Annotated in this window: 11 protein-coding genes; 5 read left to right on the top strand and 6 right to left on the bottom strand. The window is 60.8% G+C overall.

The features are described 5' to 3' along the window. Window positions 1-63 precede the first annotated feature (63 nt). The 3 genes from acnB to RVM27_RS17020 all read left to right on the top strand — a co-directional run bounded on the left by acnB (window position 64) and on the right by RVM27_RS17020 (window position 5,276). Window positions 64-2,667 (top strand): bifunctional aconitate hydratase 2/2-methylisocitrate dehydratase, encoded by a 2,604-nt coding sequence (gene acnB, locus RVM27_RS17030; RefSeq protein ID WP_287805946.1) that lies wholly within the window; start codon window positions 64-66, stop codon window positions 2,665-2,667. Window positions 2,668-2,810: 143 nt separating this feature from the next. Beyond that, complete coding sequence (gene rraA / locus RVM27_RS17025; RefSeq protein WP_287805943.1) at window positions 2,811-3,305, top strand: ribonuclease E activity regulator RraA; 495 nt, start codon at window positions 2,811-2,813, stop codon at window positions 3,303-3,305. An 87-nt stretch (window positions 3,306-3,392) separates the two neighbouring features. Next, window positions 3,393-5,276 (top strand): glycerophosphodiester phosphodiesterase family protein, encoded by a 1,884-nt coding sequence (locus tag RVM27_RS17020; RefSeq protein ID WP_498941501.1) that lies wholly within the window; start codon window positions 3,393-3,395, stop codon window positions 5,274-5,276. Between the two features lie 22 nt (window positions 5,277-5,298). On the opposite strand, the gene ggt is transcribed toward RVM27_RS17020, so the two are convergent. Beyond that, a complete protein-coding gene (ggt, locus tag RVM27_RS17015) occupies window positions 5,299-7,086 on the bottom strand; it encodes a gamma-glutamyltransferase (protein WP_287805937.1) in 1,788 nt (595 codons plus the stop codon). 212 nt (window positions 7,087-7,298) lie between these two features. Continuing rightward, window positions 7,299-9,683, bottom strand: a complete 2,385-nt coding sequence (gene ppsA / locus RVM27_RS17010) for a phosphoenolpyruvate synthase (protein WP_039182175.1) — start codon at window positions 9,681-9,683, stop codon at window positions 7,299-7,301. A 342-nt stretch (window positions 9,684-10,025) separates the two neighbouring features. On the opposite strand from ppsA, the gene ppsR reads away from it, so the two are divergent. Next, window positions 10,026-10,859, top strand: a complete 834-nt coding sequence (gene ppsR, locus RVM27_RS17005) for a pyruvate, water dikinase regulatory protein (RefSeq protein WP_498957066.1) — start codon at window positions 10,026-10,028, stop codon at window positions 10,857-10,859. 9 nt (window positions 10,860-10,868) lie between these two features. On the opposite strand, the gene RVM27_RS17000 is transcribed toward ppsR, so the two are convergent. From RVM27_RS17000 to RVM27_RS16985, 4 genes are all read right to left on the bottom strand, one after another. Next, entirely contained in the window at window positions 10,869-11,447 is a 579-nt protein-coding gene (locus RVM27_RS17000) for a hypoxanthine-guanine phosphoribosyltransferase (RefSeq protein WP_096922894.1), read from the bottom strand. Between the two features lie 30 nt (window positions 11,448-11,477). Beyond that, entirely contained in the window at window positions 11,478-12,497 is a 1,020-nt protein-coding gene (gene nagZ / locus RVM27_RS16995) for a beta-hexosaminidase (protein ID WP_498957065.1), read from the bottom strand. 83 nt (window positions 12,498-12,580) lie between these two features. Continuing rightward, window positions 12,581-13,096 (bottom strand): L,D-transpeptidase family protein, encoded by a 516-nt coding sequence (locus RVM27_RS16990; RefSeq protein ID WP_498274948.1) that lies wholly within the window; start codon window positions 13,094-13,096, stop codon window positions 12,581-12,583. Beyond that, window positions 13,074-13,760, bottom strand: a complete 687-nt coding sequence (locus tag RVM27_RS16985) for a TetR/AcrR family transcriptional regulator (RefSeq protein WP_287805925.1) — start codon at window positions 13,758-13,760, stop codon at window positions 13,074-13,076. The genes RVM27_RS16990 and RVM27_RS16985 overlap by 23 nt, the downstream gene beginning before the upstream one ends. 224 nt (window positions 13,761-13,984) lie before the next feature. Between RVM27_RS16985 and lexA the strand changes: the two genes are divergently transcribed. Next, entirely contained in the window at window positions 13,985-14,662 is a 678-nt protein-coding gene (lexA, locus tag RVM27_RS16980) for a transcriptional repressor LexA (protein ID WP_287805922.1), read from the top strand. The last annotated feature ends 29 nt before the right edge of the window (window positions 14,663-14,691 follow it).

Below are 14,691 nucleotides of genomic sequence, written 5' to 3'. Positions count from 1 at the left end.
TACCGTGCAGGCGTCTTTTGCTAACACTGATGATCACTACCAAGAAGATGAGAGGGCCCCAACGTGCTTGAAGCTTACCGCCAACATGTCGAGGAACGCGCTGCAGAGGGCGTCCCAGCCAAGCCCCTGACCGCCGAACAAGTCGCCGACCTGATCGAGCTGCTGAAGAACCCGCCGGCCGGAGAAGAAGAGTTCATTCTGGACTTGATCACCAACCGGGTACCGCCGGGCGTCGACGAAGCCGCCTATGTCAAAGCGGGCTTCCTGACCGCGTTGGCCAAAGGCGAGGCGTCCTCGCCGCTGATCGACAAGGTCCATGCCGTCAAACTGCTGGGCACCATGCAGGGCGGCTATAACATCGTTTCCATGGTCGAGCTGCTCGATAACGAAGAGCTGGCCCGTGAAGCAGGTGAGCAGCTCAAGCACACCCTGCTGATGTTCGATGCGTTCCACGATGTGGAAGAGCGCGCCAAGAATGGCAACGCCGTCGCCAAGGACGTCATGCAGTCCTGGGCCGACGCCGAGTGGTTCCTTTCCAAGCCTGCGCTGGAAGAAAAAATCACGCTGACCGTCTTCAAGGTCCCGGGTGAAACCAACACCGACGACCTGTCGCCCGCGCCGGATGCATGGTCACGCCCCGATATTCCACTGCATGCCAACGCCATGCTTAAAAACGAGCGCGAAGGCATCGAGCCTGAAGTACCGGGCACCACGGGCCCGCTCAAGCAGATCGAAGACGTCAAAGCCAAAGGCTTCCCGGTTGCCTATGTAGGTGACGTGGTAGGTACCGGCTCTTCGCGTAAGTCAGCCACTAACTCTGTGCTGTGGTTCTTTGGTGACGACATTCCTTACGTGCCAAACAAGCGCGCTGGTGGCTTCTGTTTCGGCGGCAAGATTGCCCCGATCTTCTTCAACACCATGGAAGATTCCGGTGCCCTGCCGGTAGAAATGGACGTTTCCAAGCTGGAAATGGGCGACGTCATTGACGTTTATCCCTACGAAGGCAAAGTGTGCAAGCACGGCACCGATGAAGTGTTGAGCACTTTCGAACTGAAAACTCAGCTGATTCTCGATGAAGTGCGTGCAGGCGGTCGTATTCCGTTGATCATCGGCCGTGGCCTGACCGGTAAAGCGCGCGAGTCGCTAGGCTTGGCGCCTTCAGACGTTTTCCGACTGCCCGATCAGCCGGCCGATACCGGCAAAGGCTTTACGCTGGCACAGAAGATGGTGGGCAAGGCCTGCGGCATGGACGGCGTTCGTCCCGGCATGTACTGCGAACCGAAGATGACCACCGTAGGCTCCCAGGACACCACTGGCCCGATGACCCGCGACGAGCTGAAAGATCTTGCTTGTCTTGGTTTCCAAGCCGATCTGGTCATGCAGTCCTTCTGCCACACGGCGGCTTATCCGAAACCGGTTGACGTAGACACTCACCACACCCTGCCCGACTTCATCATGAACCGTGGCGGTGTTTCACTGCGCCCCGGCGACGGTATCATCCACAGCTGGCTGAACCGCATGCTGCTGCCGGACACGGTCGGCACCGGCGGTGACTCCCACACCCGCTTCCCGCTCGGTATCTCCTTCCCGGCAGGTTCTGGTCTGGTTGCCTTTGCTGCTGCCACTGGCGTCATGCCGCTGGATATGCCCGAGTCCGTTCTGGTGCGTTTCAAGGGTGAGCGTCAGCCTGGCGTCACGCTGCGCGACCTGGTTCACGCCATTCCTCTCTACGCCATCAAGCAGGGTCTGCTGACGGTCGAGAAATCCGGCAAGAAAAACGCCTTCTCCGGCCGCGTGCTGGAAATCGAGGGCCTCGAAGACCTCACCGTCGAGCAGGCTTTCGAGCTTTCCGATGCCTCGGCCGAGCGTAGTGCGGCTGGCTGTACCATCACGCTGTCCGAAGAGAGCGTGACCGAGTACCTGAAGTCCAACATCACGCTGCTGAAGTGGATGATTGCCAACGGTTATGGCGACGCCCGTACCATCAGCCGCCGTATCGAAGGGATGGAAGCGTGGCTGGCCAACCCGTCACTGATGCGTGCGGACAAAGATGCCGAGTACGCCGAAATCATCGAGATCGACCTCAGCGAGATCAAGGAGCCTGTTCTCTGCGCTCCCAACGATCCGGACGACGCTCGCCTGCTCTCCGACGTGGCTGGCGAGAAGATCGACGAAGTGTTTATCGGTTCGTGCATGACCAACATCGGTCACTTCCGTGCCGCCGGTAAGCTGCTGGAGAAACAGCCTGCGGGCAGCCTGAAGACCCGCCTGTGGTTGGCGCCGCCGACCAAGATGGATCAGCACCAGCTGACCGAAGAGGGTTACTATGGCATTTACGGCCGTGCAGGCGCCCGCATGGAAATGCCGGGATGTTCACTGTGTATGGGTAACCAGGCGCGTGTGGCTGCCAAGAGCACCGTCGTGTCTACGTCTACACGTAACTTCCCGAACCGCCTGGGAGATGGCGCAAACGTCTACCTCGCCTCGGCGGAGCTGGCAGCGGTCGCAGCGGTGGAAGGCCGCTTGCCGACAGTGGCTGAGTACCAGCGTTACATGGGCGAATTTGACGCCTTGGCTGGCGAAATCTATCGTTACATGAACTTCCACGAAATCGAGGAGTACCAGAAGGTCGCCTCGAACGTGATTCCAGTAGCCCAAGAGGCCTAAGCGCCACGGCTACTGCCCCATCGCCGATGCTCGCAACATCGCAGAGACGCCACGCGACTCTGAGCCGATGACCGAACGCCCCTTCCTTCGCAGGTCGGGGCGTTTTTATTATCAGCGGCGTCACTCACTGACAGGAGACTCTCATGACGACCACACCTTACGTCGTTACCCCCGATCTGTGCGACCAGTACCCCGAGGTCAAGGTGCTCGAGCCGATGTTTGCCAACTTCGGCGGCGTCGATCACTTTTACGGGCCTATTCGTACCGTCAAATGCTTCGAAGACAACACCATGGTCAAGCAGGCCGTCGCCGAGCCCGGTGAAGGCGCCATCCTGGTGGTGGATGCAGGCGGCTCTCATCGCTGCGCCATGCTGGGCGACATGCTGGCTGAACAAGCTGCCAAAAACGGTTGGGCAGGCGTCATCATGTATGGCTGTGTGAGAGACGTAGACATTCTGGCGACCCTGCCACTGGGCGTGCAAGCGCTGGGCAGCCACCCTCGTCGCAGCGAAAAACATGGCGAAGGCCAGCGCGACGTGGCAGTGACCTTTGCAGGCGTCACGCTGCAGGTGGGTCAATGGCTCTACGCCGACAATAACGGCATCATCGTCGCCGAACAGCCGCTCAAACTCTCTTGAACGCGCCTAACCCCGGCTAACCCGCCAGACTTGTCAGTGGTGGCAGATAGTGCCACCCTGATATTTCATTTTCATGCCACGGACACCATGCAGCCGCTCAAGCCACTGGGCTATGCCCTCCTTCGCACCCTTCGTGACCACCTGCGCCCACTGATTGCCTACCACCTGCTGTTCACGCTGTTGGCATCGGCCGTGGTGTTGCCGCTGGTGGCTTGGGCTTCCCAGCGATTCATGGCGCAGCTCAACCGTACCGTGGTCACCAACGATGCCTTGCTGGCGCTGCTGTTCAGCCCCCTGGGATTGTTCACCCTGCTGGCGGGCCTTGCGGTCACTTTCTTGCTGATCTACTGGCAGCAAGCGGGCATGCTTCAAGTGGCCAGCAGGCCCAAAGACAACCACTACCGCCTGGCACTGGAGGCCCTGTGGCTCAGCACTCGGCGCCTACCAGCACTGCTGCTGCTGGTGATCCTGCAGGTGGGTGCCCACCTGCTGCTGCTGGCCCCCTTCATGGTCGCCATCGCCTGGCTATACGACCTCTGGATCAGCGGTCTTGACCCCTACTATCTACAGCGTGTACGCCCGCCGGCACTGTGGTACTTCATTGCCTGTGCGTTGCCGGTCGTGCTGCTGTGGATGAGCCTGGCTGCCTGGCTGTATCTGCGCTGGCTACTGGCTCTGCCGCTGGTGGCGCTGGAACAGTGCCACCCGCTGCAGGCCCTGAAGCGCAGCGTGCACCTTACCCGGGGCTGGCACCGCTCCATTGGCGCAGCGGTGCTGCTGTTACTGCTCGTCATCATTGCCTTGCCGATTGCCACCACCTGGCTCTATGACACACTCATCACGCCGCTGCTATGGTGGCTGCCCGAGCACAGTGCCGTTCTGGTACCGGCGATGCTGGCCTATCTGACCGGCTATGTCCTGATCACCCTGACCATCACGTTTCTGGGTATTACCACCCATGCGCTGCTGTCGGCCTGCCTTTACTTGCAGCTTGCCTATCGGGAGGCCCGGCCTGCCGCTTCCGAGAGCGAACAGACAGGCCGCTTGGCCTGGGCATTGGAAGTGTGCGTCTTGCTGATTGCCGCACTGCAAGCCTGGTGGATACTCAACAGCTTCGAAATACGCGACAACGTCGCCATCATCGCCCACCGAGGCAGCTCCATGGTGGCGCCTGAAAACACCTTGGCCGCCGTGCGCCAGGCACTGGACGATGGTGCCGATGCCGTCGAGCTGGACGTGCGTCTCAGCGCCGACCAGCAGGTCATGCTCTACCACGACCGCACGCTGGCTCGGCTCACCGGTGACCCCAGGGAGTTTCGCGAACTGACCCGCGACGAACTGAGCGAGTTCGATGTGGGCAGCTGGTTTGGCGATGCCTTCCAGAACGAACGAATCGCCGGGCTGGACGAGACCCTGGCACTGGTGAAGGGCCGCGCCGCGCTGATGATCGACATGAAACCGCTACCGGGCCAGGAGGAAGCGCTGGCTCAAGCGGTACTGGATGAACTGGATGAAGAAAACGATCGTCGCTACCGCTGCTGGGCCACCCAGCACGATGCCTTGAATGGAATGGCCGCCTGCGGATTCCCGCATACGCTGCTGGAAATGCGCATGGCCACCATGTCGCCCGCGCTGGTCAACTTCATCAAGCAGCGGGCGCCCGAGCTGAGGGTGACACTGCTGGCGCAGCTGATACTCCCCGGCACGCTCGACCGTCGTCAATTCGATGCGCTGGGCTTGCGACATAACCGCATTACCCGACAGGAAATCCGTCTGGCGGCACTGTATGGTTATGAAATCCATGCCTGGACGGTGAATGACCGAGCCAGGATGTCGACGCTGATCGATCTTGGCGTAGATGCCATCATCACCGACTATCCTGACCGCTTGAGGGAACTGATCGAAGACCGCCACGCCATGAGCGATGGCGGCCTGATGCTGGTAAAACTGCGCAACTGGCTACGTCAGTAGCGCGCGACGGCGGGCAAGGACATCACTCACCCATGACCACGCCCTCACGACGCGGGTCGGCGCCACCGTACAAGGTGCCGTCCTCCAGCTTCATGATGGCTTGCAGGCCACTGGTCAACTCCCGCTCACTCACCTGATGCCCGCGCCCACGCAGTGCCTCGGCGGCCTCCTCCGAGAATCGACCCTCTTCCAGGTAGACATCGCCTCCCAGGGTGATGGCATGAGGCAGATTCAGCGCTTCCTGAGCATCGAGCCCCCAGTCACGCATGGCCACCAGGCTTCTGGCCGTGTAATGAATGATCGCTGCGCCACCTGGCGAGCCCAGGCTGGCCACCAGCTCACCGCTTTCCAGATCGAAGACCAGCGTCGGGCTCATGCTGGAACGGGGACGTTTGCCAGGCTCAACGCGATTGGCCACGGGGAGGCCTTCGCTTTCCGGCTCGAAGGCAAAATCGGTCAGTTCATTATTGAGCAGATAGCCCCCTGCCAGCCCCGTGCCCCCGTCTGCCAGGATACGTGACCCAAAGGCTTGCTCGATGGTCGTGGTCATGGCCAGCGCATTGCCATCGCCGTCCACGATGCTGATGTGGCTGGTGCCATACTCAGGCTGTTCGGGCTGGCTGGCAAAGCTCACTTCCAGCTCACCGGGGTTGCCAGGCTCGACGCTATCGCCCAGTGACGCTTCACCCATCAGGCGACTACGCTGGTTGAGGTATTCAGGGGCCAGCATCGTGCGCCAATCGCCTCCCGGCGCCTCGACAAAATCAGGATCACCGATGTAGCGACCTCGGTCGGCAAAGGCCAGCCGAGACGCTTCAAGGAACTGATGCAGCCAACCGCTACTGGGAGCACCGTTATCCAGCGGTGCTTCGATCAACGGCTGCTGATCGAGAATACCGAGGATTTGCATGACGGTGATATGGCCCGACGACGGCGGTGGGAAGCCACACACTTCCCACTCCTGCCAAGGCGTACAGATCGGCTCACGCTCCACCGGCTCATAGCCGCTGAGGTCGTCCAGGCTCATCTCGCCCGGACGCTGTGGATGGGACTGCACTCGGGTCACCAGATCCTCGGCAATCGCACCTTCGTGGAACGCGCTGCTGCCCTCTTCTGCCACTCGGCGCAAAATGGCGGCCAATGCGGGATTGGTCAATGTGTCACCAACGGCCAGCGGCTCGCCTTGCTCATCGTAGTAGTACGCTCGGGCCAACGGGTCCTCGCGCAGCGCCGTATCGTTGGCCAGGCTGGTATGCAGCCGATGGCTGACGGCAAAGCCCTCTTCCGCCAACGTAATGGCAGGGGTGAAAAGCTCTCGCCAGGCGAGTTGGCCATGTTCGGCGTGGGCCTGCTCCAGCATGCGCAGTACCCCCGGCACCCCCACAGAGAGACCGCTGGCCACCGCCTCCATGAACGGCAGCGGCTCGCCATCTTCCATGAACAGCTCACCGGTGGCCGCGGCAGGCGCGGTCTCGCGACCATCGAAGGCCTGCACATTGCTGCCGTCGTAATGCATCAAGAAGGCACCGCCGCCGATCCCACTGGACTGCGGCTCTACCAGGGTCAGCACCATTTGCACGGCCACCGCCGCATCGATGGCATTGCCACCGGCCTTGAGCACTTGATAACCCGCGTCAGTGGCCAGCGGGTTCGCCGCAGCAACGGCAAAGGATTCAACGGCCCAACCGGGCTTCTCCTCATACCCTGAGCCTACTTCCGGCGACATCTCGGGGGCCTGGTAACTAAACCCCCAGCTCACCATAGGAACGAGTAGTAGGCCCGTCAGGGGGATTGCCCGTTTAGGCAGCATAATTTATCTCCTTTTAACCAGGACACAGGCAGACATCGCACAGCGCCTCGGGGGCGGCGTCATCCAGAGCGGCGTCATCCAGAGCGGCGTCATCCAGAGCGGCGTCATCCAGAGCGGCGTTACCCAGAACAAAGCGTAGCCTATAAAACCCGTGCGCCCGGCACAATGGCCGGGCGCAAAATCAAACAGCAGGCTCACGAATGCCATGCCGCTCAGGCGATACTTTCTCCGGCCAGCATGAACCAGGTCTCGAGGACCGCGTCCGGGTTCAGCGACACCGAGTCGATTCCTTGCTCCATCAGCCATTTGGCCAGGTCCGGGTGATCCGAAGGCCCCTGGCCACAAATCCCCACGTACTTGCCTCGTGCCTTGCACGCCTGAATGGCCATGGCCAAAAGTTTTTTCACCGCCGGATTACGTTCATCGAACAGGTGGGCCACGATGCCCGAGTCACGATCCAGCCCGAGGGTCAACTGTGTCAGGTCGTTGGAGCCAATCGAGAAGCCGTCGAAATATTCGAGGAACTCGTCGGCCAACAGCGCATTGGCAGGCAGCTCGCACATCATGATGACCTTGAGGCCGTCAGGGTCGCTGCTGCCACCGCGCTTCAGGCCGTTGGCGGCCAGCAGCTCGACCACTTCACGGGCTTCATCCGTGGTGCGTACGAAAGGCACCATGATCTCGACATTGGTGAAGCCCATCTCTTCACGCACGCGCTTCAGCGCCCGACACTCCAGCTCGAAACAGGGGCGGAAGGCATCGGAAATGTAGCGAGAAGCGCCACGGAAGCCCAGCATGGGGTTCTCTTCACCTGGCTCGTACAGCTTGCCGCCTATCAGGTTCTCGTATTCGTTGGATTTGAAGTCCGAGAGGCGGACGATCACCCGCTGCGGATGAAACGCCGCCGCCAAGGTGGAAATCCCCTCCACCAGCTTGTCGACGTAGAAACTGACCGGGTCGGCGTACCCTGCCGTACGCAGGTCGATCACCTGCTGAAGGTCAACCGGCAGCGTTTGATAATCCAGCAGCGCCTTGGGATGTACACCAATCATGCGGTTGATGATGAACTCCAGGCGCGCCAGCCCCACGCCCGCGTGGGGAAGGCTGGCAAAGCCAAAGGCACGGTCCGGGTTGCCCACGTTCATCATGATCTTGAAGGGAATCTCCGGCATGGCATCGACGCTGGAGACGTTGCAATCGAAGGCCAGCAGGCCCTCATACACATGACCGGTATCGCCCTCGGCACAGGAGACCGTCACGTCGCTGCCTTCCTGTAGCTGCGTGGTGGCATCTCCACAGCCCACCACCGCGGGAATGCCCAGCTCACGGGCAATGATCGCCGCATGACAGGTACGCCCGCCCCGGTTGGTGACGATGGCCGATGCCCGCTTCATGATCGGCTCCCAGTCGGGGTCGGTCATGTCGGTGACCAGGATGTCACCCTCTTGAATCTTGTCCATCTCGTCAGGACTGAGCACGATCTTGACCGCACCACGACCAATGCGTTGCCCGATGGCCCGGCCAGTGATCAGCGTGCGGCCCTTTTCGCGCAGCTGGAAGCGCTCCAGCTTGCCGCCCTCCTGCTGGGAAACGACGGTTTCAGGACGTGCCTGCACGATGTACAGCTTGCCGTCATCGCCATCCAGCGCCCACTCGATATCCATGGGCCGCTGGTAATGCTGCTCGATGGTGACCGCCTGACGGGCGAGGTCCATGATCTGCTCGTCGTCGATACAAAAACGCCCGCGATCCTTGTAAGGCACGTCAACGGTTTCCACCGAACGACCTGCGCTGGCATCCTTGCCGTACACCATCTTGATCAGTTTCGACCCCAGGGTACGACGCAACACGGCCGGACGCCCGGCGGCCAGCGTGGGCTTGTGCACATAGAACTCGTCAGGGTTGACCGCCCCTTGCACTACGGTCTCACCCAGCCCCCAGGAGGCGGTGACGAACACCGCGTCCCGGTAGCCGGACTCGGTGTCCAGGGTAAACATGACACCGGACGCACCGGTTTCGGAGCGCACCATTTTCTGCACACCGGCCGACAGGGCAACGTTCTCGTGGGCATAGCCCCGATGGACGCGGTAGGAAATTGCGCGATCATTGAACAGCGAAGCAAAGACTTCGTGAACCGCATGCTTGATGTTGGCCAGGCCTTCGATATTGAGGAAGGTTTCCTGCTGACCGGCGAACGATGCATCCGGCAGGTCTTCCGCCGTTGCCGAGCTGCGCACCGCTACCTTCAGGCCGGGGTGTTTTGCCTGCAACTGCTGGTACGCCTGCTCCAGTGCCGCTTCGAAGGTGGGCGGCAACGGCGTCTCGATGATCCACTGGCGAATACGCTTTCCAGCTTCGGCCAGCGCCTTGACGTCGTCGACGTCGAGCCGTGCCAGGGTGTCGTTGATACGGTCGTTGAGGCCTTCGTGGGAGAGAAACTCGCGGTATGCATGGGCCGTAGTGGCGAAACCGCCGGGCACCGTGACACCCACACCGGCCAGATTGGAGATCATTTCGCCAAGCGAGGCGTTCTTACCACCCACGCGTTCGACGTCCGCCATACCCAGCTGATCGAACCACAGAATGTACTCTTCCACGCAACCCCCTCACTCAGACATTGATGCAACCGTTGGGACGACACCCATTCACGCTGTCACCCTAGCATCGCGGCCCCCTATTCGCCATTGGTCTAACAGCGCAGGGAGTGGAGGATTTTTACAACAACTGCCGGAAACGCGGCGTTTATGTAGTCAGGACAGGACGCAGACCTGTTTGCGCGAGCACAATTGCGAGCCCAATCGCAAGTACCCTGCACACGCAAACCCTGCTCACGAAAACCCTGTACTCGAAAACCCTGCACTCGAAAACGTTGTGCTGCCATGGCACACGGCACACAATGAGCGCTCGTAAATCAGTTGGATGAGGATGGCGGACAGACTATGAAACGAACAGCCTTTTTTATTTCCGATGGCACGGGGATCACGGCAGAAAGCCTGGGGCGCAGCCTGTTGGCGCAGTTCAGTGACGTGGACATCAACATGATCACCAAACCCTACATCGACACGTTGGAAAAGGCTCAGGCCGTCGCCGAGATCATCGAGTCCACCGCGATGCGCGACGGTGTTCGCCCCATCATCATCGACACCATCGTCGACCAGCAGATCCGCAACGTCATCCGCCAGGCCTCCGGCTTCAAGGTCGATATCTTCTCGACGTTTCTGGAACCGCTGGAGCAAGAGCTGGGAACGCACTCTTCCTACAGCGTGGGGCGCACCCACTCCATAGGCAGCGACGATGTCTACATGGACCGTATCCACTCGGTGCATTTTGCACTGGATAACGATGACGGTGCCCGCACCCATCAATACGACAAGGCAGACATCATTCTGGTAGGGGTATCTCGCTGCGGTAAAACGCCAACGTCCTTGTACCTGGCGCTTCAATTCGGCATTCGCGCGGCCAACTATCCGCTGACAGAAGACGACCTGGATGAAGATGGCCACTTGAAATTGCCGAAAGCGCTGGCACCCCACCGGCACAAGCTGTTCGGCTTGACCATCGATGCCCGGCGACTGGCGGCCATTCGCAACGAGCGTCGCCCCAACAGCCGCTACAGCTCCATGGATCAGTGCCTGCAGGAAGTCGAGCAGGCCGAATCGCTCTACCGCAGCATGAGCATTCCTTTCATCGACACCACACGCTTCTCCGTGGAGGAGATCTCCACCCGCATGATTGCCGAAACCGGCCTGGCAAGACGTTTCTCGCCCCGCTAGGCCAGTGCTTTACATGCCCTTGGGCGCAAAAATACCCGGGGCATTTCGCCAGTAGCCTTTGTAGTCCATGCCGAAACCGAAGACGTAGCGGTCGGCGACTTCCAGACTGCAGTAATCGGCTTTCAGACCAGGCACCGCTTTGCGGTCGTGCTGCTTGTCCACCAGTACGGCGGTGGTCACGCTGGCGGCCTGGGCTTCCTTGCAGTACGCCAGGATGGCCGCCAGGGTGGCGCCTTCATCGAGAATATCGTCGACGATCACCACATGCCGACCCGCCATGGGGACTTCCGGAGAGACCCGCCAGAACAGCTCGCCGCCGCGCAGTTCATTGCGGTAGCGGGTAGCGTGCAGGTAGTCCACTTCCAGTGGGAAACCCAGACGTGTCAGCAAATGACCGGTGGTGATCAACCCCCCGTTCATGACGCAGTAGAAAACCGGCAGCTTATCGCCCAGGTCACGGGTAATCTCTTCCGCCATACGGTCCAGCGCACGCTCGACCTGCTCCTGTGAAATCAAACAGTCGGCGTTGTCCATCAACTCGCGCATGGAGTCCAGCGACTCCAGCGCCTCTTTATCCAATTTGGACATCGAGCCTCTCCAAAACAGTCTACGGGTCAATTAGCTGGCGTCAGCCACCAGCGCTTCCAGCCTGGCGTGGGTCTTGCGCCAACGGCCCAACGCGGCCAGTGCTTCCAGCTGCGGCCGCGCCCGGCCATAACGCAGCTTGGCGGGTCGCTTGTTGAATACGTCATGACAGGCCTGCACCACTTCCAGCGCCGCCTCACGATCGTTGCAGATCAGCAGCATGTCGCAGCCCGCTGCCAGGGCAGCCTTGGCGCGCTCGGCGGGGCCACCCGCCTCATGGGCGCCGGCCATACTCAGGTCATCCGAGAAGATGCACCCTTTGAAGCCCAGCGATTCACGCAGCATGCCTAGCCAGCTGGGGGAAAAACCAGCCGGGCGGGAATCGAAGGCAGAGTAGACGACATGGGCGGGCATGACGCCGTTGAGCAGCGTGGCAAGCTGGCGGAAGGGCACCAGGTCGTGCTCCTTGATGGCCGAGAGCGGACGCTCATCGACAGGGAGAGTGGTGTGCGAATCGGCCCCCACGCCGCCGTGGCCGGGAAAGTGCTTGCCCACAGCCGCCATTCCCGCCTCATGCAATCCGTGCACGAAGGCTTGCCCCAGCAAGGCGACGTGCTGAGGGTCGCGGCTGAAGCTGCGCTCCCCGATCACGCTGGAAATACCGCTGTCCACGTCCAGCACGGGGGCAAAGCTGATGTCCAGGCCACAGGCGGCCATTTCCATGCCCAGCAGCCAGCCGGTATCTTTGGCCAGCGCCAGCCCTACCGACTGATCATGGGCAAACACGTCGCCAATCCGAGCCATGGGCGGCAGGCGCGTCACGCCTTGCCGGATACGCTGAACCCGGCCGCCCTCTTGGTCGACGGCCAATAGCAGGTCGCCACGCACACGACGAATGCTGTCACACAGCTCCCGCACTTGGGTGGCGCTTTCCACGTTACGAGCAAACAGAATCACGCCACCTACCGCGGGATTCTTCAGCAGGCGCTGGTCTTCCTTGGTCAGGGTCTGGCCTTCCAGGTCGAGCATGACCGGGCCTAGAGGTTGAGTCATCGTACTGGGTCCAGGAAAAAGGGCGTCATTCTAGACCACCCGTGTGATCTTTCAAAATGTGGAGTATGCCAGCGGGGACAACGTCAATGCAGCCATACTGGCGTACCCGGCACAGCCCGTTTGAAAAGCCAGAGCAGGTCGGCATTACGTAGACGCACACAGCCGTGAGAAGCAGCAAGGCCCATGGGCTGGTCAGGGGGAGTACCGTGCAGGTAGATGTAGCGACGCTGGGAATCGACACGGCCGCCGCGATTGATACCGCGCTCCAGGCCACATAGCCACAGTATGCGGGTCAAGATCCAGTCGCGCTCGGGGAACTCGACCGCCAAATCGGCAGAGTAGACCTCTCCGGTCCAACGACGCCCCCGAAAGACCGCATCCTCGGGTAGCCCATCGCCAATGGCTGCCCGCACATAGTGCCAGCCCAGTGGCGTACAGCCACTGCCCTCCTCTTGCCCCACACCGGCTTTGCCCGTGGAAACAGCGCATTCGTGCTTTAGCTCGCGCCCCTGCCACCAGCGCAGGCGTTGGGCCTGGGTGTCGATTTCCATCCAGCCACCTTCAACGGGCGGCAGATCAGCCAACCTGGGCGTTTGCATGAGGCTTCTCATCCACGGTTGCTGCAGGCAACGGCATTGGCGCGCTCATGGCCGCCACCACGACGGGGCGCAGGCGTCGGATCAAGTCGCGTACCGTTACCTGCTCCTGATAATCCTTGGCGGCGATATCGCGCAGTGCATCCAGGCCAGACAGAGTGAAAATTACCGTGCCCAGCATGAAGTGCAGCCGCCAGAAGCGCTCGGCATCTGGCAGCTCGGGCGTTGCCCGGCGCACCAACTCCGTGAAGCGCGTGAAGACATCACCATACTGCTGCTGAATATAGCGACGCAGGTGTCCTTGCGCCTGGCTGTAAGCCAGCCCCAGCAGCCGCATGAACACTTTCAGGCTATGGCGCTCGGCAGGCACGGCCAGCACGGTGGTGGCCATGGTTTCCAGCAGCACCTCCAGAGGAATGGCCTGGCCTTCGTAGCGCGCTTCCAGCTCGTCCAGCGCAGTATGGAAGCGTTCGGAGAACGGGTCCAGGTAACGGGCAAATACCGCCTGTATCAGCGCTTTCTTCGACCCGAAGTGATAATTGACGGCAGCAAGGTTGACCCGCGCTTTACTGGTGATATTGCGCAGTGATGTTTCGGCAAACCCCCGCTCTGCAAAGAGCACCTCTGCCGTATCCAAAATACGTGTGACCGTATCCGACTGGGCCATAGCGCCCTCCCAAAACAGGTGTTTAAAACATGGCGATCGCGTTGGCGAATAGTATGCCATTCCCCCTGCTGGCTCAAACGATTATCCCGCTCGAGGTTCAGGCCGCGTGCCCCGGTACGGATTGCAACTCATCATGTACTGGACAGAGCAACATACTGTATACTTAAACACATACTGATTTTACGGACATGTAGCGACTGTCTTTTCACTGTTTGGAGTCTGATATGTCACGCCCACTCACCGCACGCCAGCAGCATGTATATGATTTTATCGTGAAGACCATGGGCGAGCTTGGCTACCCCCCTACCCGCGCCGAAATCGCCAAGGCGCTGGGCTTTCGTTCCCCCAACGCTGCTGAAGAGCATCTGCGCGCACTGGAGCGCAAAGGTGCCATTCGCATCATTCGCAATACGTCACGCGGCATTCGCCTGCCCAACCAGGAACCGCTCGACGCCACGCCCCCGGCAGCCGAGCCTACCAGCGCCGCCAACGATGCCACGCCCAACGGGCTGCCGGTCATTGGCGAAGTCGCGGCAGGCAGTCCCATTCTGGCAGCGGAGCATATCGACCGTTACTGCCCGCTCCCTGCAGAGTACTTCACCCCCAAGGCCGACTATCTGCTGCGAGTTCGCGGCCTGTCGATGAAGGATGTGGGTATTCTGGAAGGCGATCTGCTGGCGGTGCATCGTACCGACCGCGTGCGTGACGGTCAGATCGTCGTCGCGCGCCTGGAGGACGAGGTCACGGTCAAGCGTTTTAAACGCCAGGGGCATCACGTCACGCTGCTCGCCGAGAACGAAGACTTCGCCCCCATCGAAATCGACCTGAGAACTCAACAGCTGGATATCGAAGGCGTCGGGGTAGGCGTCATCCGAGGTGGCAACGGCCAGGCACTGGGTTAAAATACTGGGCTAGGACACTGGACCAAGCC

This window comes from Halomonas sp. KM007 (assembly GCF_050709225.1).
Lineage (GTDB): Bacteria > Pseudomonadota > Gammaproteobacteria > Pseudomonadales > Halomonadaceae > Vreelandella > Vreelandella hamiltonii.
The sequence above is the reverse complement of the archived record's forward strand: the minus strand, read 5'-3'. Positions and strand labels throughout refer to the sequence as shown.